Origin of the sequence: Rhodopseudomonas palustris (assembly GCF_003591005.1) — a bacterium.
GTDB lineage: Bacteria > Pseudomonadota > Alphaproteobacteria > Rhizobiales > Xanthobacteraceae > Rhodopseudomonas > Rhodopseudomonas palustris_K.
In genome coordinates this window covers 62,078-84,006 of sequence record NZ_QYYD01000024.1, presented here as the reverse complement: position 1 = coordinate 84,006, position 21,929 = coordinate 62,078, and the positions used below count along the sequence as shown (strand labels likewise).

The following is a 21,929-nucleotide window of genomic DNA, read 5'->3' as shown; positions in this document are numbered from 1 at the left end:
GCTCCCTCGTCTGAAGTTACGACAACCTCAGTCTGGCACATCGATGCCGTTCGGGGGCCGTCCACCCCATCATTCCGGGGCGCGAACGCAGTTCGCGAACCCGGAATCTCGCAACGTTCTGCGGCTCCGTCGTTTCCCCGACTTCGAGATTCCGGGTTCGCGCGCAAGAGCGCGCGCCCCGGAATGACGTCGCGGGGGAGGGAAGAGGGCGCTTGGAGCGTCGAGGCACATCGGTCAACACGCGCCAGCCCCAAGCGCTGTCATTCCGGGGCGCGAACGCAGTTCGCGAACCCGGAATCTCGCAACGTTCTGCGACTCCGTCGTTTCCCCGACTTCGAGATTCCGGGTTCGCGCGCAAGAGCGCGCGCCCCGGAATGACGTTGCGGGGAGGGGGAGAGGGCGCTTAAAGCGTCGAGGCACATCGGTCAACACGCGCCAGCCACAAGCACCGTCATTCCGGGGCGCGAACGTAGTTCGCGAACCCGGAATCTCGCAACGTTCTGCGACTCTGTCGTTTCCCCGACTTTGAGATTCCGGGTTCGCGCGCAAAGAGCGCGCGCCCCGGAATGACGTTGCGGGGAGGGGGAGAGGGCGCTTAAAGCGTCGAGGCCCATCGGTCAACACGCGCCAGCCCCAAGCGCTGTCATTCCGGGGCGCGAACGTAGTTCGCGAACCCGGAATCTCGCAACGTTCTGCGACTCCGTCGTTTCCCCAACTTCGAGATTCCGGGTTCGCGCAAAGGGCGCGCGCCCGGAATGACGGGGAGAGGACGCGCCAAACAAAAACCCCGCCATTACTGGCGGGGCTGGAGGCTCTCGGGTGAGCGCGAGGCGCACTCAGTAGAAGGCAATCAGGCCGGGATGCGGACGTCGTCTTCGGTCGGCTCGCGCAGCACGTAGCCGCGGCCCCACACCGTCTCGATGAAGTTGCGGCCGTCGGAAGCGTTAGCCAGCTTCTTGCGCAGCTTGCAGATGAAGACGTCGATGATCTTCAGCTCGGGCTCGTCCATGCCCCCGTAGAGATGGTTGAGGAACATTTCCTTGGTCAGCGTGGTGCCCTTGCGCAAGCTGAGCAGCTCCAGCATCTGATATTCCTTGCCGGTCAGATGCACGCGCTGGCCACCGACTTCGACCGTCTTGGTGTCGAGATTGACGACGAGGTCGCCGGTCTGGATCACCGACTGGGCATGGCCCTTCGAGCGGCGAACGATAGCGTGGATGCGGGCGACCAGCTCGTCCTTGTGGAACGGCTTGGTCATGTAGTCGTCGGCGCCGACGCCGAGACCCTTCACCTTGTCCTCGATGCCGGCGAGGCCGGACAGGATCAGGATCGGAGTCTTGATCTTGGAAACGCGCAGCTGCTTGAGAACATCGTAGCCGGACATGTCCGGCAGGTTCAGATCGAGCAGGATGATGTCGTAGTCGTACAATTTGCCGAGGTCGACGCCTTCTTCACCGAGATCTGTCGTGTAGACATTGAAACTCTCGGATTTGAGCATCAATTCGATCGACTGCGCGGTTGCGCTGTCATCTTCAATCAGCAATACGCGCATGCCAGTCCCCTTATAGCGCCGCTCCGGGCGTCAGGCGTCCGCACTACCTGCGGCACTGGAAACGCCTCTGAACAACTGATTCGGATCCTGACGAGGTATGGTTAACAAATCCTGATTCCGGTCCGCAAGGTCTGTTCGTGCAATTTTTGCAGAATCGACTTAAGGTGTTGCGCGGAAGCAGCTTTTCGTTATCCGGCCTCTTCAAGTTTCACATTAAGAGTCAGCGTCAACCGACTCCCGCGACTCACCCTTCGTTCTGACGGGCGAGCACGTTCAGCCACCAAAGACAGTGACGCAATGATTAACGATGCGGGTAAACACGAAGTTAAGGTGACATCGAGGGTCCGCACAAACTTAAGGTTTTCGCAATGAAGGCCCTGGCGGAACAGATCAGCGATCTGGACGGCGTCAACATCTACGGCCGTGTCGTCGGTGTTCGTGGACTGATGGTCGAGATCGCCGGGCCGATCCATGCGATGTCGGTCGGCGCGAGAATCGTCGTGGAAACGGGCGGAAGTCGGACCATTCCGTGTGAGGTGATCGGTTTCACCGGCAACAACGCGATGGTGATGCCGTTCGCCGGGCTCGAAGGCGTTCGCCGCGGCTGCCGCGCGGTGATCGCCAATTCGGCCGCGCAGGTGCGGCCGTGCGAGGCGTGGCTTGGCCGCGTCGTTAATGCTTTGGGCGAGCCGATCGACGGCAAGGGGCCGCTGCCGCAGGGGCCGTCGCCGATGGCTTTCCGCAATTCGCCGCCCCCGGCGCATTCGCGCAAGCGCGTGGGCGTGCCGCTGGATCTCGGGGTGCGGGCGCTCAACACCTTTCTCACCTGTTGCCGCGGTCAGCGCATGGGCATCTTCGCCGGTTCCGGCGTCGGCAAGTCGGTGTTGCTGTCGATGCTGGCGCGCAACGTCGATGCCGCGGTGTCGGTGATCGGCCTGATCGGCGAACGTGGCCGCGAGGTCCAGGAATTCCTGCAGGACGATCTCGGTGAAGAGGGGCTGGCCCGCTCGGTCGTTGTCATCGCGACGTCAGACGAGCCGGCGCTGATGCGCCGGCAGGCCGCCTATTTGACGCTGTCGATCGCCGAGTATTTTCGCGATGAAGATAAAGACGTGCTCTGCCTGATGGATTCGGTGACGCGTTTCGCCATGGCGCAGCGTGAGATCGGTCTCTCTGCGGGGGAGCCGCCGACGGCGAAAGGTTATACGCCGACGGTGTTCACCGAGTTGCCCAAGCTGCTGGAGCGGGCCGGGCCGGGGCTCGGGGAGGGCACCATCAGCGGCATCTTCACCGTCCTGGTCGACGGCGACGACCACAACGAGCCGGTCGCCGACGCGGTGCGCGGCATACTCGACGGCCACATCGTGATGCAGCGCTCGATCGCGGAGCGAGGCCGCTACCCCGCAATCAACGTCCTGAAGTCGGTGTCGCGAACTATGCCGCGGTCGTGCGATCCGGCCTATTTGCCGGTGATCAAGCGGGCCCGCCAGGTGATGGCGACCTATGCCGACATGGAAGAACTGATCCGGCTCGGCGCGTATCGGCCGGGCTCCAGCGCCGAAGTCGACGAGGCGGTGCGGCTGCATGAGCCGCTCGAGGCATTTCTGAGCCAGCGCAAGGACGAGGCGACCAGCCTATCCTCAGGTTATGCCCAACTAGACCAGATCCTGAAGTCCGTGGAAACGGAACGCTAACTTTGTCACGTCATCATCCTTGGCACGTCAATCGTTTTGCCGGTTGGCCCCTCGTGGCATGCCGGCAACGTCCCGCGTTGAATCGGGACTTCTGGGGAGTACGAGTCGATGAAGTCACGTGACACGCTGATCCGCTTGAAGAAGTTTCAGGTCGATGAGCGGCGCAGGCGAGTGGCCCAGATCGAGGGAATGATCGCAGACTTTCAGCGCATGTCGGTGGATCTCGAGCGCGAAATCCAGACCGAGCAGGAGCGTGCCGGCATTAGCGATCCCACCCATTTCGCCTATCCGACCTACGCCAAGGCCGCGATCCAGCGCCGCGAAAATCTTACCCGATCTGCGGATGAGCTGCGGGTGCAACTCGAAGACGCCCGGGCGCAACTGTCGGAAGCCTTCGACGAACTGAAGAAGGTCGAGTTGCTCGACGAGCGCGACCAGGCGCGCGAACGGGCCGAGGAAAGCGCACGCGAGCAGGCCGACATGGACAGCATTGGCCTGATGCGCTCCCGGCTCGGCGCGATCGCCTGACGGCCTCTCATCGGGAAAGCCGCGAAGCCCGGGCCACACCCCGGGCTTTTTCGCGTGGGGTATCCACAAGAGCGACGTTCGCGCCGTGGCGGATCACCGCGACGCACGATATGTTGCCAACGGCCGAGCCAATCGGTCGAAGCGACCGGGACGGCGCACGGCGGCCGGGGTGGAGACTGAATGCTGACGTCGGCTGAGCTGGTCTGGCTGATCGCCGCTGTGGCCAAGGGGGACCAGGCGGCCTTCGAGCGGCTCTACAATGCCACGCGCGCGAAACTCTACGGCGTGGTGCTCCGTATATTGAGACGTCAGGATCTCGCGGAAGAAGTCGTCCAGGAAGCTTACGTCAAGATCTGGAACAGCGCAGGAACGTTCAATCCTGGCGTTGCTTCTCCGATCACCTGGATGGCGTCGATTGCGCGTAACCGGGCGATCGACGTCGCGCGCAAGCGCAGTGAAGTCTCAATCGAGGACGAGCCGTCCGCACAGGAGGCCGCTGCCGATTCGCCGGACCCGCTGGCGCGCCGCGAGATGACCGAAGAATTGAAGCGACTGCTCGAATGCGTCGGCCGGCTTGAGCCGGACCGCCAGAAACTCGTGCTGCTCGCTTACTACAATGGTTGGAGCCGCGACCAACTCGCGGCGAAGTTCGATGCGCCGGTGAACACGGTCAAGACCTGGCTTCGCCGCAGTCTGCTCGATGTTCGGGAGTGTTTGGGACTCGTCTGATGGCCATGAGCGAAGACCATATCGCGCTCGCCGCGGAATACGCGCTCGGCACCCTCGATGCCGACGAGCGGGCGCAGGTCGAGGCCATGATGGTCGCCGACAAGGACTACGCGGCCGTCGTCGAGTCGTGGGAAATCAGGCTGAGCGTGCTCAACCAGATGGTCGGCGGCGTCGAGCCGTCGCCGCAGGTGTGGGAGCGGATCAAGGCGGCGATCAACGAGTCCAGCGAGCAGCAGGCGTTCGCGCTGCCGGCCGCGCCGGCTGTTGCCGTCGAAGCTGACCCCAAGACCGATGCCACGATGGTGCCGCCGACGCCCGCCAACGATACGGGCTCCGGCCTCAGCCCGGAATCGATGCGGGTCGTTCGTTTCGCCAAGCAGACCTATGTCTGGAAGCGTGTCGCCGGCGTGGCTGGCGCCGTGGCGGCGTCGCTGGCGCTGATCCTTGGCGCCCAGCTGTATCAGCCCGATCTGCTGCCGAATGGACTGCGGCCGCCGATCCGCACGCAGATCGTGAAGGTTGAGACGCCGCCGGCGGCGGTGCCGGCGCAGTACGTCGCGGTGTTGCAGCAGGACGGCAATTCGCCTGCCTTCATTCTCACCGTCGACCCGGCCAACAAGATGTTCATGGTGCGCCGCGTGGCGGCGACTCCGGAGCCCGGCAAGAGCTACGAATTGTGGCTGGTGTCCGACAAGCTGCAAAAGCCGCGTTCGCTCGGCGTGATCGGCAGCCACGACTTCACGATGAATCCGGCGATGGCGTCGTACGACCCCGAGATGGTCAGCAAAGCGACCTACGCGGTAACGATCGAGCCCGAAGGCGGCTCACCCACTGGCGTCGCCACCGGTCCCATCGTGTACTCCGGCAAGCTGGTCGAAAGCATGCCCCCGATGCCGGTGCGTCCGAAGCAATAGGACTTACTCCGTCGTTGGGCTCGCAATGACGCTGCAATCAGTCCGTCGAAAATCGCTTCAGAAAAGGAGAAAGCGCCCGTGGGGAGCGGGCGCTTTCTGGGCAATCCACTTGGGGCGAGTGGATCGCTGCATCACACGCGAGGGGCCTGGGGGCTTTGTCAGGCGGCGCGTGAATGCAATTCGGGCAAAATTCAGCGAATGGCGGTATTCGTCGTTGTGGTCACCAAAACCGGCTTGTCGGCTTTGATCACGCGCGCCGTCTGGGTGTAGCTATCGCTCGAGCCTAGACGTGCCGAAATTCCGAGACCGGCCACGGCGATACCAGCGACCAGCGCAACCACGACCACCTTCAGGTGGGTCGAACGATCGGCGCTATAGATCGAATGGTTCATGATCAGCCTCCTGGTGTCCGTCTCCGGCTTCGAAGATTGGTAGTTGCAGTCCCGAAGCAGGTTCAAACATCTCGCCGAACAAACGTAGTCCATCGCGATCCCGTTCCCAATATTCGATCACAAGCCGGTGATAAGACTTGAACGGTCGCGAGGGTGCACCTGCGAACGACCGAAAAAGATGTGAAAGGTCAGTGTAATAGGCCAAATTCGAGGCGCTCGGACAATCTGGCGTCGTTTACCTTCGATCAATCCGCCCGTGCTTGTTCCGCTTGAATGTGACGGAAATGTCGCGCCCGGCGGCGGGCTCGCCGAATCAGACACTCCCCACCGTCTTCAGTCGAGCGCGGGGATGGATTTCAGCCTGCGATAACACCGTGGTCTGCGCCCGGAAGCGTTCCACCAGCGAGCGCACGAACGGCCGGATCGCCGAGGAGGTGACCAGCACCGGTGCCTCGCCCTCGCGCGCAGCCTGTTCAAACTTGTCGCGCACGGCCGTCATGAACTCCGACAGTTTCGACGGCGCCATCGCCAAGCTGCGCTCGTCGCCCTGGCCGACGATCGATTCGGCGAACGCTTGCTCCCATTTCGCCGACAGCGCGATCAGCGGCAGGTAGCCGTTGTACGAGGTGTTCTGCGCGCAGATCTGCCGCGCCAGTCGGGCGCGGACGTGCTCGACGATCGACGATGGGTTGCGCGAGAACGCGAGGGCGTCGGCGATACCTTCGAGGATGGTCGACAGGTCGCGGATCGAAATCCGCTCGGCAAGCAGCAGCTGCAGCACGCGCTGGATGCCCGACACGGTGATCTGGCCCGGCACGATGTCCTTGACCAGTTCGGCCTGTTCGGCGGGCAGATCCTTCAGCAGCTTCTGCGTCTCGCCGTACGACAGCAGGTCCGACATGTTGCCCTTGAGCAGTTCGGTCAGATGCGTCGACAGCACCGTGGCGGCGTCCACCACGGTGTAGCCCTTGAGCGACGCCTCCTCCTTGAACGCAGCGTCCACCCAGGTCGCCGGCAGGCCGAAGGTCGGCTCGGTGGTGTGGATGCCCGGCACGGTCACATGGTCGCCGTTCGGGTCCATCACCATGAACTGGTTCGGCCAGATCCGGCCGGTACCGGCGTCGACCTCCTTGATCTTGATGACGTAGGTGTTGGCTTCGAGCTGGACGTTGTCGAGGATGCGCACCGCCGGCATCACGAAGCCCATCTCGATCGCCAGCGAGCGGCGCAGCGCCTTGATCTGCTCGGTGAGGCGGTCCTGACCGTCGGGGCCGTTGACCAGCGGCAGCAGCGCGTAGCCGAGCTCGATCTTGAGGTCGTCGATCTTCAGCGCCGCGCTGATCGGCTCCTCGGCAGCCGCGGCTGCGGCGGCCGCCAATCCGGCGGGCGACTGCGCGGCGGCCACATCCGCTGCCGCCTTGGTTTCGGTCTTGCGCCGGCTCGCCTTGACGGCCAGCCACGCCGCGCCGCCGCCGAGCGCCAAAAATGGCAGGGTCGGGATGCCGGGCAGCGCGGCCAGCACCAGCATCACGCCGGCCGCCATGCCGAGCGCCTGCGGATAGCCGGACAGCTGGCCCATCAGCGCCTTGTCGGCGGAGCCGGAGATGCCGGCCTTCGACACCAGCAGGCCCGCGGCGGTCGAGACGATCAGCGCCGGCACCTGGGTGACCAGGCCGTCGCCGACCGTCAGCAGCGTATAGGTGTGGCCGGCTTCGGCGAACGACAGGCCCTGCTGGGCGACGCCGATGATGATGCCGCCGATGACATTGATGAACACCACCAGCAGGCCTGCGATGGCGTCACCGCGGACGAACTTCGAGGCGCCGTCCATGGCGCCGAAGAAACCGCTCTCGTCCTCGAGCTCCTTGCGCCGCGTCTTGGCGGTGGCTTCGTCGATCAGGCCGGCGGACAGGTCGGCGTCAATCGCCATCTGCTTGCCGGGCATCGAGTCGAGCTGGAACCGCGCCGCGACTTCGGCGATACGGCCCGAACCCTTGGTGATGACCACGAAGTTGACGATGATCAGGATCGTGAACACGATGATCCCGATCACGAAATTGCCGCCCATCACAAAGTTGCCGAACGCCTCGATGACGTGGCCGGCGGCGGCAGTGCCCTCGTGGCCGTGCGACAGGATGAGCCGGGTCGAGGCCATGTTGAGCGACAGCCGCAGCATGGTCGAGATCAGCAGCACGGTCGGGAACGACGAGAATTCCAGCGGCGCCTGAATGAACAGCGCCGTCATCAGGATCAGAATCGACAGCGTGATCGAGATCGCGAGAAACAGGTCGAGCACGATCGCCGGCAGCGGCAGGATCAGAACGACCAGGATGGTGAGTACGCCGAACGCGAGCGCGAGATCGCCGCGCTTCAGCATCGTGACGATGTCTTTGACGCTGGGAAGACCGCTGCCGGTGCCCGGGCCGACCGTGGTATCCGTCATGTCCGCCTCTTCCCGCCGTATCGGCCTCTGATCGCCCGGCGTCTGCTGCGAGATAGGCGCCGGCCGGTGAGGCCCCGCGGCACCCCGGCCTTTGCCGGGGCAGCGGTCGACGACACCATCACTCGGCAATTTTTGCCGGGTTTATGGTTAGGAAAGGGTTAACAGGGTTAGATTTGTGTCCGGGCGGCCAAGGGGGCTGGCCAAGCTGCTACGGATCAGACCCCCGGCAGCCTCAATCGTGCTTGAAACTCGATCGACTGTGGCTCCGTGTCAAAGGCGGCAGCGATGCTGAATGGCTGGAGCCCCAAATCGCGGCTGGCGTCGATCAATCCGGTGAACGACTCCAGCGTGCAGATGGTGCAATGGACGTCGATATAGCGCTCGAGGCTTTCGGCGGCGTGGTCGAACGGCCATCTGGACGGCGGCAACCCCGCTTCGATCAGGGCGCTGCGGGCGGCCTCGAAGACGGACGCCGGACTTGGACGTTCGCGCCGGTCGAGCAAAGCCCCGACCCATTCCGATAGCTGGGTGATCTGCCGGGGCCGATCGAACGTCACCCGCTTGTCGGGAAGCGCCAGACACAAGGTGCCCCCGGGATTCAGCACCGCCGCGCACTCATTGAGCCATTTGATCGGGTTCGGAACGTGCTCGAACACGTGCGACGCGACGATGTAGTCGAACTTCAGTCCGTTGACGCTCTGCGACAGATCGCTGTGATAGACGAAGTCGATCGGCACGATCGCGTCGCAATCGACATTGGCGTCGTCCTTGTATTTCTGCCTGATCCCTTCGGTCGTATCGTGATCGATGTAGAAGATATTGCTCTGGCTCTTCTGCACCATCGGCGACGTCAGTGGACCGAACTCGAGGCCGGTCGACGTGCTCAAGTCGATCTCACCCAGCATATTCTCGAACTTACCCATTACGGTCCCTTCAACTTCACGATGCTGACGGAGGTGCCAACCGCTATTCGCTGGTTAGGCGACCCGCGTGTCCGAGGTGTCGGATGTTGCGGTCATCCGTCCGGACGAAGCCACACAATCTCGTCCCACCGCAAGCCGCCCGGCTCGCTGCATAGAGGGGCACCGCTGGCGGCTCTTGACCGGCCGGCGCCCCGCGGCAAAGTTGCGGCGTGGAAACGCCTTTATCAACGACCGGCCCAAGGCCGGCATTCGTGCTCGACTCGCGCCAGGCCTGGATCAGGCTGGCGCTGGCGCTGGTCATTGGCTCGATCGGCAGCGTCGGGATGTGGTCGGTCGTGGTGGTGCTGCCGGTGGTGCAGGCCGAGTTTGGCGCCAGCCGCGGCGCGGCGTCGCTGGCCTTCACCATGGCGATGCTCGGCTTCGGGCTCGGCGGCGTCGTCACCGGCAAGCTGACCGACCGGTTCGGCATCGTCGCGGCGATCGGCAGCGGCGTGCTGCTGATCGGGGCCGGCTATGCGGGCGCCGCGCTGTCGGGCGCGCAGTGGCAGTTCAACCTGATGCATCTCGTGATCGGCGTCGGCGCCTCGGCGACGTTCGGGCCGCTGATGGCCGCGGTGTCGCACTGGTTCGAGCGCTATCGCGGCCTCGCGGTCACGATCTCCGCCTCGGGCAATTATCTCGGAGGCGCGATTTGGCCTCCGCTGGTCAACTGGAGCACGCAAACCTATGGCTGGCGCGCCACGCATCTGGCGATCGGTGCGTTCTGCGTTGTGGCCATGACGCTGGTGCTGCTGGTGCTGCGTGCCCGGATGCGCGCGTCCGCGCCGCAAGTTGCCGCCGCGGCCCCGGCGCCGCGCATCGACCTGCAACTACCCACCAACACATTGACGGTGATTCTGTGCGTCGCGTCGATCGCCTGCTGCGTGGCGATGGCGATGCCGCAGGTGCACATCGTCGCCTATTGCGGCGATCTCGGCTACGGCGTCGCCCGCGGCGCCGAGATGCTGTCGCTGATGCTGGCGTTCGGCATCGTCAGCCGGATCGGCTCTGGCTATCTGGCCGATCGCATCGGCGGCATCCCGACGCTGCTGATCGGTGCGTTGGCGCAGGGCGCGGCGCTGCTGTTCTATCTGTTCTTCGACAGCCTGCCGTCGCTCTACGTGATCTCGGCGATGTTCGGCCTGTTCCAGGGCGGCATCGTGCCGGCCTATGCGATCATCGTCCGCGAGGCGATGCCGGCGCGTGAGGCCGCCACTCGCGTCGGCCTCGTCATCCTGGCGTCGGTGATCGGCATGTCGCTCGGCGGCTGGATCTCCGGCGTAATCTTCGACGCCACCGGCTCCTACGCCGCCGCCTTCCTCAACGGCCTCGCCTGGAACGCCGTCAACGTCACCATCGTCACCGCGCTGTGGCTGCGGTCGCGGCGGCGAAGGAGTGGAGCGCGGGTGGCGGTGGCATAAGCGTTGCTCACGGCAATGTGGAGTGCAGCAATGACCAGTCCGGATCTCGCCGGCTTCTACCGCGACTACATCGCCTGCCTCAACCGCCGCGACTGGCCGGCGCTCGGCCGCTTCGTCGCCGAGGACGTGCGCCACAATGGCCGCGCCCTCGGCCTCGCCGGCTATCGCGCGATGCTGGAGCAGGACGTCCGCGACATCCCCGATCTCCGCTTCGAGGTCGCGCTGCTGGTCTGCGAAGCTAACTCCATCGCCTGCCGGCTGTGGTTCGACTGCACCCCGGCCGGCAGCTTCCTCGGCCTACCGGTGAACGGCCGCCGCATCCAATTCGCCGAGAATGTGTTCTACGAGATCCGTGCCGGCAAGATTGCAGAGGTCTGGTCGGTGATCGACAAGGCGGCGGTGGAGGGGCAGTTGGACGGAGGAGGCGAGGCAGGCTGACCGCGAGATGCTGCAGCTCAAGTTAAGACATTAATCTACGACCTAGGTTCCTAAGGCGGTTAGTGATTCTGCATTTGCGTCGGATACAAGTATTCAATGATTCTGGTTCGTAGTTGATGTAAGTGTATTGGGTCTAATTAGTACCTTGTATGATGGGGAAGGTAGGAATGCAAATAGCTCGACCGTAGTCAAAAGTCCGACCGGGTCACTGCCCGGCCGGCTTACTATATGGTAAGCTATACGATGCATGTCATTTGTGATATCGTGAGCTTCTGATGCTCCGAGAAAATCTGAGCTGTCTCCCCGTCCATTCAATATGAATTCCGCGAGTATTGGATCGCGTATGCTTTCGTCAACTACTCTAATGGCCTCGCCAAGCGCAATCTTTGCAATGCAGCGCTCGATGTCGGTTGTAAGCGATCCCCCTGCGAGGCGTTCAGGCACGCGGTCATAACTTAAGTCTATTATAAAGACTTTAGAATGTTTGCCGGCTGCGAAGCCGGTATATTCACGCGCGCTGTGTCGAGACATTTACGAGAACCATCCCCATGCGAAACCCAGATCGAGATCGTAATCGCGTGCCGCTGTATTTGCAGGTCGCCTCGGTGATGCGGCAGCGGATCGAGAGTGGGCATTGGGGCGAGGGCGACAAGATCTCGACGATCGAGGAGCTCGAGGCGGAGTTTAAGGTGGCGCGGATCACGGTGCGGCAGGCGCTGGATCTGCTGCGCGACGACGGGCTGGTCGAGTCGATCCGCGGCAAGGGCACGTTCGTGTCGGGGCGGCCCAAGGAGAAGCACTGGTTCAATCTCGCCAACGATCTGGAATCGGTGATCGAGTCGGTGCGCGACAACGTCATCAAGGTTGTTCATATCGACGAGCACGCCGCGGCGCCGCCGCTGCGGGACGGCGAGGGCGTGTTGGCGCCCGATTATGTGCAGCTGCGCAGCGTGCAGTTCAGCCGCGGCGAGCCGTTCGCGGTCGCCAATCTGCGGCTGGCGCGTGACATCTACCAGCGCGATCGCCGCACCTTCAATCGCAAGCCGGCGCTGCCGCGCATCATGGAGATGGCCGATATCGACGTCGCCCACGCGCTGCAGACGGTGACGATCGGGGTGGCGGATTGGGAAACGGCGGAACTGCTCCGCGTCGGGCTCGGCGAGCCGACCGCCGACTGCCGGCTGGTGTTGGTCGACGGCGCCAATGTGGCGATCTATGTCGCCGAGTTCCACTATCAGCGCAATTGTTTCGCGCTGCGCCGCGATCTGGTGCCGAAGCCGCGCAAGGTGGTGCGCAAGCTGGCCAAGGCAGGCTGATCAACTGCGCTTGGGCGTTGAGCCCACGCGAGGCGGTTAGAATAACGCGGCTTGAAAATGGAATCGGGCCAGCTGTCGGGAGGCTTGCCCCAAGCTCGACCTCATAGTGAGAGGCGCGAAGCGCCGTCTCGAATCATCGGCCGGAAGGGATCGTGGCCCCATCCTTCGAGACGCCCGGCTCCGCCGGGCTCTCAGAGCGTGGCCGAAAATGTGCCCCTTAAATCAGGCACCTTCCTATCCACGCGTCATGCCCGGCCTTGTGCCGGGCATCCACGCCTTGCTGAAGGACATGCAGAAAAGGCGTGGATGGCCGGGACAAGCCCGGCCATGACGGAGTTTGTGAGCAAACGAACCGACTGCACAATGTGGCCGAGAGTTTGGCTTTAGTTTTGAGTCAGGCTCTCGGGATGAGGATCAACACATGTGGGCAGGGCGAAAGCGCCCACCAATCGATGAACTACTTCAGCGTCGCGCGCTGCTGAACTGCGCTTGCAGCAGCGCCTGGCAGCGGCCGAACAGGCTGGGCCGTTGCGTCTGTTGCGGCTGCGACCATCGAGCCGGTGCGTCGTCATGGGCTTCGGGAGCCGGATAATACACCGGCAGTCCGGAGGCGGCGGAAGCGGCGATGTCAAGTACGACGGGACGCGCGTCAGCGAGATTCATCAGCGAGCTCCTGCGACTGTGGGGATCCGCCAACGGAATGTCCCCCGTGCGTTGATCCTACGAGCGCGCCTGCCTGGGGCAAGGTCGCTTTGCAGCAGGCGGCGCATAAAATGTTCGCAGCGTGCACCAGTTTCGATCATCCGTGGATCTCGGTGGCCGCCGAGACTTTCGCGGACTTGCCGTTGGTGGTCGTTCTCGACGAACGTGCCGCGGCCTCGGCTTCGATCAGCTTGTCGACCATGCGCCGCATCCGCATCGGCGCTGCGTCGATGCCGAGAATGATGCGCTTGAAGTCCGGCGCGCGCTCTTCCTCGAGCTGGATGCGCTCGAGGATCACCTTGTCCTCGCGGAACGCCATGTCGAGGCTGGCGCTGAGGTCGGCGTCCATCTCGAATTCGTTGGTGCGGAAGTTGCGAACGTGGAACCAGTGCTGCAGCACGGTGCGCTCGTCGACCGGCGTCAGCACGTGGCAGGTGAACATCTGTGTGCCCTCGGCGCGGCGCTCCATGTCCGGAATGCTGCCGGTCGGGCACGAGCCCATGTCGATCTTGAAGTAGCTGGGCGTACTGTACGTGTAGTAGTGCCAGCGATCGACCATGCCGGTGAGGCCGCCGAATTTGGCGAACACGCCGATCGGCGCCGCATTGCGGATCCAGCGCCAGACGCAGATCTCGTTGCCGTGATACTCGTTGTTGACCGGCACACTGGCGCCGGCCGGAGTGCCGAGCGTGGTGGCGTGGACGAAGGTGACATGCGCCGGATCGAGCAGATTGTCGCACAGGCTGAGATAGTTGCACTCGATCCGCAGGGTGTCGCCCTGCACCGCGTGCCAGGACGGGTCGTCGTATTGCTCGATATGGAAGATCTTGCCCGGATCGGCGTTGGCGGGATCGCCCATATACAGCCAGACCAGCCCGTACTTCACCTGCACCGGAAACGCGCGCACCAGCGCGCGGCCCGGGATGATGTCCTGCCCCGGGATCAGTACGCATTTGCCGCTGCAGTCGAACGTCATGCCGTGATAGCCGCATTCGATGTCGTCGCCCTTGAGGCGGCCGAGCGACAGCGGCGCGAGGCGATGCGGGCAGGCGTCCTGCAGCGCGGCAATGCCGCCGTCCTGCAGCCGATAGATCACGATCGGCTCTTCCAGCACGGTGTGGCGCGTCAGCTCGCGGCCGACGCGATCGGCCCAGACCACTGGGTACCACGCCTCTTTGATGTAAGCCATTGCCGCCTCCTAACCGTCTGACATGAGACTTGCTGAATTCGAGCCGCTGCTTCGCTGCCTAGTTTGCTTTGGGTATCGTCATGGCCGGGCTTGTCCCGGCCATCCACGCCTCTGCTGCATTTCCTTCACGAAGGCGTGGATGCCCGGCACAAGGCCGGGCATGACGTGTCGCAAGGAAGGTGCCAAAGTCAAAGTCGTACATTCCGGTGAGGCTCTGAGGTGAGGATGCCCAAATGTCCGTCAGTGATAGTAAGCGCCGCCGTCGACCACCAGCGTCTGGCCGGTGATGAACGCGGCGTGCGGACCGGCGAAGAAACAGATCGCGCCGCCCAGATCGGTCGGCACCATGTCGCGCTTCAGAGCGCGGCCTCGCACCGAAAACGGCGCGACTGCCCCGACCAGCTCCGGGTTCTTGTGCACGCCGTCGCTGAGCGTGAAGCCGGGCGCGACGCTGTTGACGGTGATGCCATGGTCGCCGAGTTCGGTGGCGAGCGTCCGGGTCATCGACACGATCGCGCCCTTGGTGGCGACGTAGTGCAGCATGCCGGGATTGCCCTTGAAGGCGACGCCCGATGAAATGTTGATGATGCGGCCGGCCTGCTGCGTCTTGAAGTGCGGCACCACCGCTTTGCAGCACAGGAACTGGCCGATGACGTTGACGTCGAGAATGGTCCGCCACTCGGCGACGGTGAGTTGCTCGAAAGGTTTCAAGGTCAGCGTCGAATAGATCGCGGCGTTGTTCAGGAGGATGTCGATACGGCCGAAGGCGCGCAGCGCGGCTTCCGCCATCGCGGCGGTGTCGGCTTCGCTGGCCACATCGGTGTCGGTATGGGCGGTGCGATAGCCCTGGCTGCGCAGCCGCTCGGCCGCGGCCGCTGCGCCGGCCTTGTCGGCCACAAGAACCGCGGCGCCCTGCGCGGCGAGGGCCTCGCAGGCGGCGAATCCGATCCCCATCGCGCCGCCCGTGACGATCGCCACGCTGCCGTCGAGATCCATTCGTGCGTCTCCTCGTGGTTTGCGTGCGGGCCGGACGGCGCCGCGACGCTTCGCGGGCGCTGAGACAGTCCGAACTCGCGCCGCCCTAATACGTCCTATAAATAGCACAATAGCCTCAAGTGCGGCAACGCCGCGGCTGCGCCGAAGTTAGGCAAAGCCTGCCGGAATTATCGCCGTCCGGGCCCGTTGACTGCAAACATCCTAAAGTTAGGCTATTAGAGCAAACTGCGGCGTGGCTCCGCTTTGCGAGGCGTCAACCGGTCGGTCAGGGAGAAGATGAAGATGAGCTCGTCGCGTTCGTGGATGGCGTGTGCCGCCGTTGTCGTTGCCGTCAGCGGCCCCGCTGCCGCGCAGGAGACCATCAAGATCGGCGTCAATCAGCCGCTCACCGGCGTGGTCGCGGCGGCCGGCAACATGGTGACGGCGGGCACCAAAATTGCCGCCGAGCAGATCAATGCCAAGGGCGGCATTCTCGGCAAGAAGCTCGAACTGATCATCGAGGACAACAAGAGCAACCCGACCGAGGCCGCCGCCGTCGCCGAGAAGCTGATCACCCGTGACAAGGTGCCGGCGCTGGTCGGCGCCTGGAGCTCGACTTACACGCTGGCGGTGATGCCGAAGCTGCTCGAATATCAGGTGCCGATGGTGGTCGAGACCTCGAGCGCCGACAAGATCACCACGCTGGGCAACCCTTACGTGTTCCGCATCAGCCCGACCAACGGTACCGAAGCCAAGAGCTTCGCGCGCTTTGTCGAGCCGCTCGGCATCAAGAAAGCCGACTTCCTCACCGTCAACAACGATTGGGGCCTCGGCGCCGCCGCCGAGTTCGGCAAGATGCTGAAGGACAAGGGCCTGACGGTGAACAAGTCGCTGACGATGGACGCGGCCGCTCAGGACCTGTCGGCGCAATTGTCCAACCTCAAGAGCACCGACAGCGACACGCTGTTCATCACCACCGGCGTCGAGCAGATGACGCTGCTGATGAAGCAGGCGCAGTCGCTCGGCCTGAAGCGCCGCATCGTTACCACCGGCGGCACGCTGCCGGATCAGCTGATCGCGCAGGCCGGCACCGCAGCCAATGATTCCTACCATGATGCGATGTTCGCACCGTGGTTCCCGGAGACCGCGCCGGACCCGGAAGCTGCCAAGGTGTTCATCGCCGATTGGACCAAGGCCGGCCTGCCGCCCGGCGGCATGCCCGAAGGCGCGCGCGGCTACGACGCCGTGCGGGTGCTGGCGCTGGCGATCGAAAAAGCCGGCGCCGCCGATTCCGAAAAGATCCGCGCCGCGCTGTGGGAGATCAGCTATGCGGGCCTCACCGGCAACATCAAATTTGAAAAAGTCGGCCCCGCCGGCAAGGAGAGCGGCCAGAGCCCCGCCGTCACTCACCTGGTGAAAATCGACGAGGGCAAAGTGACGTTGATCAGCAAGTAAACAACGGGCACTTGCACCGGAACTTGCGTTGCCCTCCGACTCCAGGCCAGCCGTCGCATTCTTGCTGGGGCTGACAAGATCACCTGCGCGCAGGGAAAGGATCACCCTCCACTGAAGAGGGAGGGGCGCTGGCGCAGCGAGTCGGGCGGGGTGGCGAAGAGTTCATCCGCCGTGCTTGCGGCTCACCTCACCCCGTCGCCCATCCCGCTATGCGGGCTGGACGCCGACTCTCCCCCTCCAGGGGAGGGTGAACAGAGCGGCGTCGCCGTTCTTCGCGAAGCGCGATCTTCGTGACGGCTGCGACATCGTTCTGGGGGGATTGGAGGGCCTGGGATTCCGCTGATCGCGCCCCCCGGCCGCAACCCCGTCCGGCCAACCAGAGATTGCCGTACCGAGTTCGTCATTGTATGCCGTCCCCGCACCGTCCGCCGCGCTGCGGCGCCCGGCGGGGCCTGTAGCTCAATGGTTAGAGCCGGCCGCTCATAACGGTCTGGTTGCAGGTTCGAGTCCTGCCGGGCCCACCAACGGACGATCTGGCTGTGCGGACACATTAAGAGCGCGTCATTTGCGCTCTAAGAACCAGTCAGGCCAAAACTTCGAGTGGGCTGACCGCCAAAGGCCACCAATCGTGTGGCGTCGGTGGCCGCGTGCATCAGGGACTGCCGGGGGAAGCCGGCACCGATGTCTCGCTGATGACCCGCGCCGGCGTCATCCGCATCATCCGTTTCGCGTTCAAGTTCGCGCCGAGACTTCGTTCTGCGCGAAGGGCCGTCTCCTGACCAACTAGGCATGCAACGTGTCGACTGGATTTGCCGTACGGCTGGCATAGTTAGTCTCGCACGATCGCCGAGTAGACGACGTCCTTACCGGTCCAAATGTGTGAGTGAGAGTGCGGCCGAACGGGCGCGCAGCGCCGATCGCAGAAAAGTGCCCGATGACCAGCAGTATCCCCGGCGGCAGTCGCACGGCAGCTTTACTGGCCTGCGCCGGGAGGGTAGTCATAGCAACGACCTTTGGATAACCAAACTTGGCTTTCTTCCAAAGCACAGATGAATTCCGCCTTCTTCCGCGGTACGAGATGCCGAAATCCTTGAAATCCCCAGCTTCACGTCAGGAGCTCGAGTACAAACTCGATGAAAGCGTGGGCTTCATGCTCACGATGACCGACCGGCGTCTGAAGCCGCTGTTGAAGAAATGCCTCGCTTTGGAAGGCGGCGGCGTCACCTACGGGATGTGGTTTTTTCTCAGGGTGCTGTGGGAGGAGGACGGACTGTCGCAGCGCGAGCTGAGCGAGCGCGTCGGCATGATGCAGCCGACTGCCGTGACGGCGCTGCGCGACATGGAGCGGCACGGCTTCGTCAAGATCAAGCCCGATCCCAATGACGGCCGCAGCACCCGCATCTTCCTGACCCGCGCCGGCCGCCAGGTCGGCGACCGCATGCTGCCGATGGTGAAGGGCATCAACGATTTCGTGTTGAAGGGCATCTCGGCCGACGAGTTCGACATGCTTCGCAACATCCTGCGCAAGATGCGCGCCAATATCGACGCCGGCGAGTTCGTGCCGCCGCGCCGACGGCGCTGATCCTCAATTTGCCTGCGTCGGCGCGCCAAGCGCCGTCTCGAGCAGCGCGGCGATGTCGAGCAGATGCTCGTCATCGCCGAAATTTCCGATCAACTGCAGCCCGATCGGCCGCGCGCCCGGCGCCGGGAGGCTGATCGCCGGCAAGCCGGCGACGTTGGCGAACGGCAGGAAAATCGCGGTGTCGCGCAGCGTCGCCGGCTCACCGTCGATCTCGCCGGGGAACGGCGCGTCCGCCGGCCAGGGAAAGCACGGGGAGGTCGGGCACAGAAAGGCGTCGGCCTCGGCGAACGCCTCGTCGACCTCCCGGCGGATGTGCTGAAGATCCTCCATCGCGGCGCGAAGCTCGACCGCGGTCATCGTCGCGCCGGCTTCGGCCAGTTTGCGGATGGTGCCGCCGAACGCGGCGTCGGTGTGCTCGCGCACCAACGCGGCGGCGAAGCTCGAGATCAGCACCGACCAGATCCGCTCGATCCGGCCAAGCTCGAACGGCGCCGTCACGTCGCGGACGTCGCTGCCGCGCTCGCGTAGTCGCGCTGCCGCATCGTCGAGCGCCGCGAGGATGGCGCCTTCGACGGGCTTGTCGCTCACCGTGCGAAACATATTGATCCGCAGCGGCGAGCCGGGCTCGCGCGCGGCGCCGGGCAGCACCAGCGACGCGCGGTCGCGCCGATCCGGCCCGGCCAGCACGCGATAGAGCAGGCGAGCGTCGTCCACGTTGCGCGCCATCGGCGCCAGCGTCTGCAGATCGTGAGTCGTGTTGGGAAAGTAGCCGCCGCGCGGGATGCGTCCGGTCGACGGCCGCAATCCGACGGTGGCGGTGAATGCCGCCGGCCGTCGGGCCGAGCCGCCGGCGTCGGTGGCGAGTGCCAGCGGACCGACGCCGGCGGCGAGCGCGGCCGCGGCCCCGCCGCTCGAGCCGCCGGGCGTCAGCCGCGGGTCGCGCGGATTGCGGGTGGCTCCGAACAGGTCGTTTTCGGTGGTGCCGGCCAGCGCGAATTCCGGCGTGTTGGTCTTGCACCAGATCACCGCGCCGGCGCGACGAAGCCGCTCCACCGCAAGGTCGTCGCGATCGCAGATGCGATCGGCGAACAGTCGGCTGCCCCAGCTCGCGACCATGCCCTTCACGCCGATATTGTCTTTCACCGTGACCGGAATGCCGTCGATCGGACTGAGACGCTCGCCGCCGGCAAACCTGGCGTCGGCGGCGGCCGCCGCCTGATAAGCGGCATCGAGATCGGTGGCGACGACCGCGTTGATCGCGGCGTGCGTGGCGCGGTGGCGCGCCACGACGGCGTCGAGTAGTTCGACGGCGCTGATCGCGCGCGTGTCGAGCAACGCGCGAAGCTCGGTCGCGCTGAGGTTAGTGATCACAGGTTCCGACATCACGCGATCCTCTTTCCGTGGTGTGCGCCGCAAGAAACGTCAATTGCTCAAATCGACGGCACGCGGAGCCCAGCTTTTCCAATTGACCGCCGGCAGAATATATAAATAGATATCTATGTAAATTCAAAACCTGCGACGAAGCGAGGTGGCGCGGTGAGTCTCTTCGAAGTGGAGCGCTTCATATTCGAGCTGAAGCATGACGAAAAACTTCAGGCCGCGTTGCGCGACGGAAGCGAGCATTTGTTCGAACCGTTCGAGCTCAGCGCAACCGAACGAACCGCTCTCGAGAGCGGTTCGGTAGAGGAGCTGTATCGCATGGGCGTGCACCCGCTGCTGATCGCGCCGTACTCGCGCTATGCCGGCATCGCTCCCGCCGATTATCACCATCGATTGGCGGCGCTCGAGGGAAGCCGGATGTTTTCCAGTACCCGCCGTTTCACCAGCCCGGGAGAATAGACATGGGTGATCTCGCCTTCGCGGCCGCCATGAGTCACGCGCCCGGCATCGCCGCCTTCACCGACAAGGCGCCCGAGCAGCAGCGCCGCGGCTTTCTCGACGCCGCCGCCGCTGTCGGCGCCCTTCTCGACGCCAGCAAGCCCGACGCGATCGTCTTCGTTGCGCCCGATCATTTCACCAATTTCTTCGTCGATCGCATGCCGGCGTTCTGCGTCGGCATCAACGACGACTACGAGGGGCCGGTCGAGAAGTGGCTCGGCATGCCCAAGGGCCGCGTGCCGGGCGCCCCGGATCTGGCGGCGCATCTTCTCGAGGCGGCGATGGATTCCGGTTTCGATCCGGCGTTCTCGCGCGGGCTCAAGCTCGAGCACAGCGTGATGGTGCCGATGAGCCTGATCCGGCCGCAGCGCGACATACCAATCGTCTGGATCATGGTGAACTGCCAGGTCGCACCGATGCCGTCGCTGCGACGCTGCTACGAGTTCGGGCGAGTTCTGCGCAAGACCATTGGGCTACGGCCCGAGCGCGTCGCCGTCATCGCCACCGGCGGCCTGTCACATGCGCCCGGAGCCGCCGAGGCGAACCGTCTCGACCCGGAATTCGATCGGGAGTTCTTGGCCATGTTGGCCAGCGAGACGCCGACGTCGATGCTCGACATTCCGCTGTCTCGGCTCGACCAGGCCGGATTCGGCAGTTGGGAAATACGGCCCTGGGCGGTCGTGCTCGGCGCTACTGAGGGACGGCCGGCGCAGACGCTGAGCTATGCGCCGATCGAAGCCTGGCAGACCGGCTGCGCCGTCAGCGTGTTCTCATGAGCGCGGCACCCGCGCCGCGATCCGCCGGCCTCGAAACAGTCAGGCTGGCGATCGGCATCCGATCGACCGCGCAGAGTCTGGCTGTCGTCGGTCTTGCGGCGGGGGCGTTTCGGCAAGCCGGGATCGACCTCGTCATCGCCGGCATGGAGACCGCCGGTCCCGCCGGGATCACCGGTCTGGTCGATGGTGACTGGGACATCGCCGAGTTCGGTGCTGTCCCCGTGGTGCAGTGGGCGCTCGAGGGCCACGACCCGGTCATCCTGCTCGCCGCCGAGCCGCGGCCGGCGTTGTTCATCGTCGGGGCGGCGGATATCAAAGAGCCCGGTCAACTCCGCGGCCGTGACATCGGCGTGCTGACGGCGGCGGGGCAGACCGGCTATTGCGCGGCCCAGATGCTCGGCCGCTGGGGCCTGTCCAGCGCCGAGGTCTCGATCGCCTCGCTCAAGCGCTATCCGGTGATCTTCGAGGAGTTGCGTGCCGGGCGCATCGCCGCGGGCGTGCTGCCCGCCGACTATCGCTTCGCCGCCGCGCCGAGCGAGGGCCTTTCCGTTCTGTCGGATCTGAGCGAGGAGTTCGACTTCCAGGGACCGGTCGTGGTCACGACCAGGCGCCTTGCCGCGATGCGGCCGGATCTTGTGGCGCGGGTCGTCGAGGGCTATGCGCGGGCCGTCCACGCGTTCAGGACGAAGCCGGATCTAGCGCGCGCGGCGCTGCGGAGGCATCTCGACTTCACGGACGAGGCCGGCGTCGCACGCATCTACGAGTTCTACACCGCTCGGTTTTCGAGAGTGCCGCGAGCCTCGTTCAGCGGATTGCAGAAGGTCCTGGATTCTTTTGTGGCCGACTATCCTGCAGCGGCATCGATGAGTCCGCTCCAGATCTACGACCCTTCCTTTCTCGACGCACTGGAGCGCGACGGCTGGTTCAATCGCATTTACACGGCGGCCGAAGCGCTCGCCGACACCGAAGTCACGAGGTAACAC

20 protein-coding genes, 1 tRNA gene and 1 pseudogene are annotated in these 21,929 nt (G+C 64.4%); 14 read left to right on the top strand and 8 right to left on the bottom strand.

The genetic code is table 11. The annotated features are described in order from the left end of the window. Positions 1–850: 850 nt before the first annotated feature. Positions 851–1,552 (bottom strand): response regulator transcription factor CtrA, encoded by a 702-nt coding sequence (ctrA, locus tag D4Q52_RS20840; protein ID WP_011442789.1) that lies wholly within the window; start codon positions 1,550–1,552, stop codon positions 851–853. 368 nt (positions 1,553–1,920) lie between these two features. Between ctrA and fliI the strand changes: the two genes are divergently transcribed. The 4 genes from fliI (at position 1,921) to D4Q52_RS20820 (ending at position 5,417) form a co-directional block, all read left to right on the top strand. Continuing rightward, a complete protein-coding gene (gene fliI / locus D4Q52_RS20835; RefSeq protein WP_119858494.1) occupies positions 1,921–3,246 on the top strand; it encodes a flagellar protein export ATPase FliI in 1,326 nt (441 codons plus the stop codon). 108 nt (positions 3,247–3,354) lie between these two features. Beyond that, positions 3,355–3,774, top strand: a complete 420-nt coding sequence (fliJ, locus tag D4Q52_RS20830; protein WP_119858493.1) for a flagellar export protein FliJ — start codon at positions 3,355–3,357, stop codon at positions 3,772–3,774. 180 nt (positions 3,775–3,954) lie between these two features. Then, a complete protein-coding gene (locus tag D4Q52_RS20825) occupies positions 3,955–4,503 on the top strand; it encodes a sigma-70 family RNA polymerase sigma factor (protein WP_119858492.1) in 549 nt (182 codons plus the stop codon). Beyond that, on the top strand, positions 4,503–5,417 hold the full coding sequence (locus tag D4Q52_RS20820) for an anti-sigma factor (RefSeq protein ID WP_119858491.1): 915 nt from the start codon (positions 4,503–4,505) through the stop codon (positions 5,415–5,417). The genes D4Q52_RS20825 and D4Q52_RS20820 overlap by 1 nt, the downstream gene beginning before the upstream one ends. A gap of 191 nt (positions 5,418–5,608) precedes the next feature. On the opposite strand, the gene D4Q52_RS20815 is transcribed toward D4Q52_RS20820, so the two are convergent. The 3 genes from D4Q52_RS20815 to D4Q52_RS20805 form a co-directional block, all read right to left on the bottom strand. Next, a complete protein-coding gene (locus D4Q52_RS20815) occupies positions 5,609–5,809 on the bottom strand; it encodes a hypothetical protein (RefSeq protein ID WP_119858490.1) in 201 nt (66 codons plus the stop codon). Between the two features lie 313 nt (positions 5,810–6,122). Beyond that, positions 6,123–8,252 (bottom strand): flagellar biosynthesis protein FlhA, encoded by a 2,130-nt coding sequence (gene flhA, locus D4Q52_RS20810; RefSeq protein ID WP_119858489.1) that lies wholly within the window; start codon positions 8,250–8,252, stop codon positions 6,123–6,125. A gap of 215 nt (positions 8,253–8,467) precedes the next feature. Beyond that, positions 8,468–9,175 carry a methyltransferase domain-containing protein gene (locus D4Q52_RS20805; RefSeq protein ID WP_119858488.1) on the bottom strand — a complete coding sequence of 236 codons (708 nt, stop codon included), beginning with the start codon at positions 9,173–9,175 and terminating at the stop codon, positions 8,468–8,470. Between the two features lie 209 nt (positions 9,176–9,384). Here D4Q52_RS20805 and D4Q52_RS20800 point away from each other — a divergent pair, with 209 nt between their 5' ends. The 3 genes from D4Q52_RS20800 (at position 9,385) to D4Q52_RS20790 (ending at position 12,389) form a co-directional block, all read left to right on the top strand. Further along, on the top strand, positions 9,385–10,635 hold the full coding sequence (locus tag D4Q52_RS20800; RefSeq protein WP_119858487.1) for an MFS transporter: 1,251 nt from the start codon (positions 9,385–9,387) through the stop codon (positions 10,633–10,635). 30 nt (positions 10,636–10,665) lie between these two features. After that, on the top strand, positions 10,666–11,073 hold the full coding sequence (locus D4Q52_RS20795) for an ester cyclase (RefSeq protein ID WP_119858486.1): 408 nt from the start codon (positions 10,666–10,668) through the stop codon (positions 11,071–11,073). A gap of 548 nt (positions 11,074–11,621) precedes the next feature. After that, a complete protein-coding gene (locus tag D4Q52_RS20790; RefSeq protein ID WP_119858485.1) occupies positions 11,622–12,389 on the top strand; it encodes a GntR family transcriptional regulator in 768 nt (255 codons plus the stop codon). Between the two features lie 462 nt (positions 12,390–12,851). Here D4Q52_RS20790 and D4Q52_RS20785 read toward each other — a convergent pair whose 3' ends face one another. The 3 genes from D4Q52_RS20785 to D4Q52_RS20770 form a co-directional block, all read right to left on the bottom strand. Then, the gene (locus tag D4Q52_RS20785) at positions 12,852–13,052 is read right to left on the bottom strand and encodes a hypothetical protein (protein ID WP_119858484.1); all 201 of its coding nucleotides are present in this window, start codon (positions 13,050–13,052) and stop codon (positions 12,852–12,854) included. Between the two features lie 136 nt (positions 13,053–13,188). Further along, the gene (locus tag D4Q52_RS20780) at positions 13,189–14,280 is read right to left on the bottom strand and encodes an aromatic ring-hydroxylating dioxygenase subunit alpha (protein WP_119858483.1); all 1,092 of its coding nucleotides are present in this window, start codon (positions 14,278–14,280) and stop codon (positions 13,189–13,191) included. 240 nt (positions 14,281–14,520) lie between these two features. Continuing rightward, positions 14,521–15,276 (bottom strand): SDR family NAD(P)-dependent oxidoreductase, encoded by a 756-nt coding sequence (locus tag D4Q52_RS20770; protein ID WP_119858481.1) that lies wholly within the window; start codon positions 15,274–15,276, stop codon positions 14,521–14,523. 282 nt (positions 15,277–15,558) lie between these two features. Between D4Q52_RS20770 and D4Q52_RS20765 the strand changes: the two genes are divergently transcribed. From D4Q52_RS20765 to D4Q52_RS20750, 4 genes and pseudogenes are all read left to right on the top strand, one after another. Beyond that, positions 15,559–16,710 carry an ABC transporter substrate-binding protein gene (locus tag D4Q52_RS20765; protein WP_119858498.1) on the top strand — a complete coding sequence of 384 codons (1,152 nt, stop codon included), beginning with the start codon at positions 15,559–15,561 and terminating at the stop codon, positions 16,708–16,710. Positions 16,711–17,158: 448 nt separating this feature from the next. Beyond that, positions 17,159–17,234 (top strand) — tRNA-Ile (locus D4Q52_RS20760). Between the two features lie 108 nt (positions 17,235–17,342). Next, a pseudogene (locus D4Q52_RS26830) lies at positions 17,343–17,453 on the top strand (tartrate dehydrogenase); the annotation flags it as partial. 407 nt (positions 17,454–17,860) lie between these two features. Continuing rightward, the gene (locus D4Q52_RS20750; protein ID WP_182915390.1) at positions 17,861–18,292 is read left to right on the top strand and encodes a MarR family winged helix-turn-helix transcriptional regulator; all 432 of its coding nucleotides are present in this window, start codon (positions 17,861–17,863) and stop codon (positions 18,290–18,292) included. A gap of 3 nt (positions 18,293–18,295) precedes the next feature. Here D4Q52_RS20750 and D4Q52_RS20745 read toward each other — a convergent pair whose 3' ends face one another. Further along, positions 18,296–19,675, bottom strand: a complete 1,380-nt coding sequence (locus D4Q52_RS20745; RefSeq protein WP_119858479.1) for an amidase — start codon at positions 19,673–19,675, stop codon at positions 18,296–18,298. Between the two features lie 153 nt (positions 19,676–19,828). Between D4Q52_RS20745 and D4Q52_RS20740 the strand changes: the two genes are divergently transcribed. The 3 genes from D4Q52_RS20740 to D4Q52_RS20730 are packed head-to-tail and all read left to right on the top strand — an operon-like array spanning position 19,829 to position 21,926. Then, the gene (locus tag D4Q52_RS20740; RefSeq protein ID WP_119858478.1) at positions 19,829–20,131 is read left to right on the top strand and encodes a hypothetical protein; all 303 of its coding nucleotides are present in this window, start codon (positions 19,829–19,831) and stop codon (positions 20,129–20,131) included. Positions 20,132–20,133: 2 nt separating this feature from the next. Continuing rightward, positions 20,134–20,946, top strand: coding sequence for a 2,3-dihydroxyphenylpropionate 1,2-dioxygenase (locus D4Q52_RS20735; protein ID WP_119858477.1), 813 nt, complete (start codon positions 20,134–20,136; stop codon positions 20,944–20,946). Continuing rightward, positions 20,943–21,926 carry an ABC transporter substrate-binding protein gene (locus D4Q52_RS20730; RefSeq protein ID WP_119858476.1) on the top strand — a complete coding sequence of 328 codons (984 nt, stop codon included), beginning with the start codon at positions 20,943–20,945 and terminating at the stop codon, positions 21,924–21,926. The genes D4Q52_RS20735 and D4Q52_RS20730 overlap by 4 nt, the downstream gene beginning before the upstream one ends. Positions 21,927–21,929 lie beyond the last annotated feature (3 nt).

Excerpts from the sequence above, each read along its gene's own strand:
- D4Q52_RS20795 (WP_119858486.1), top strand. The coding sequence starts at position 10,666 with ATGACCAGTCCGGATCTCGCCGGCTTCTACCGCGACTACATCGCCTGC.
- D4Q52_RS20820 (WP_119858491.1), top strand. The coding sequence starts at position 4,503 with ATGGCCATGAGCGAAGACCATATCGCGCTCGCCGCGGAATACGCGCTC.
- D4Q52_RS20750 (WP_182915390.1), top strand. The coding sequence starts at position 17,861 with ATGCTCACGATGACCGACCGGCGTCTGAAGCCGCTGTTGAAGAAATGC.
- D4Q52_RS20780 (WP_119858483.1), bottom strand. The coding sequence starts at position 14,280 with ATGGCTTACATCAAAGAGGCGTGGTACCCAGTGGTCTGGGCCGATCGC.
- fliI (WP_119858494.1), top strand. The coding sequence starts at position 1,921 with ATGAAGGCCCTGGCGGAACAGATCAGCGATCTGGACGGCGTCAACATC.
- D4Q52_RS20735 (WP_119858477.1), top strand. The coding sequence starts at position 20,134 with ATGGGTGATCTCGCCTTCGCGGCCGCCATGAGTCACGCGCCCGGCATC.
- D4Q52_RS20805 (WP_119858488.1), bottom strand. The coding sequence starts at position 9,175 with ATGGGTAAGTTCGAGAATATGCTGGGTGAGATCGACTTGAGCACGTCG.
- ctrA (WP_011442789.1), bottom strand. The coding sequence starts at position 1,552 with ATGCGCGTATTGCTGATTGAAGATGACAGCGCAACCGCGCAGTCGATC.
- D4Q52_RS20825 (WP_119858492.1), top strand. The coding sequence starts at position 3,955 with ATGCTGACGTCGGCTGAGCTGGTCTGGCTGATCGCCGCTGTGGCCAAG.
- D4Q52_RS20765 (WP_119858498.1), top strand. The coding sequence starts at position 15,559 with ATGAGCTCGTCGCGTTCGTGGATGGCGTGTGCCGCCGTTGTCGTTGCC.
- D4Q52_RS20770 (WP_119858481.1), bottom strand. The coding sequence starts at position 15,276 with ATGGATCTCGACGGCAGCGTGGCGATCGTCACGGGCGGCGCGATGGGG.
- fliJ (WP_119858493.1), top strand. The coding sequence starts at position 3,355 with ATGAAGTCACGTGACACGCTGATCCGCTTGAAGAAGTTTCAGGTCGAT.
- flhA (WP_119858489.1), bottom strand. The coding sequence starts at position 8,252 with ATGACGGATACCACGGTCGGCCCGGGCACCGGCAGCGGTCTTCCCAGC.
- D4Q52_RS20730 (WP_119858476.1), top strand. The coding sequence starts at position 20,943 with ATGAGCGCGGCACCCGCGCCGCGATCCGCCGGCCTCGAAACAGTCAGG.
- D4Q52_RS20790 (WP_119858485.1), top strand. The coding sequence starts at position 11,622 with ATGCGAAACCCAGATCGAGATCGTAATCGCGTGCCGCTGTATTTGCAG.
- D4Q52_RS20785 (WP_119858484.1), bottom strand. The coding sequence starts at position 13,052 with ATGAATCTCGCTGACGCGCGTCCCGTCGTACTTGACATCGCCGCTTCC.
- D4Q52_RS20745 (WP_119858479.1), bottom strand. The coding sequence starts at position 19,675 with ATGTCGGAACCTGTGATCACTAACCTCAGCGCGACCGAGCTTCGCGCG.
- D4Q52_RS20815 (WP_119858490.1), bottom strand. The coding sequence starts at position 5,809 with ATGAACCATTCGATCTATAGCGCCGATCGTTCGACCCACCTGAAGGTG.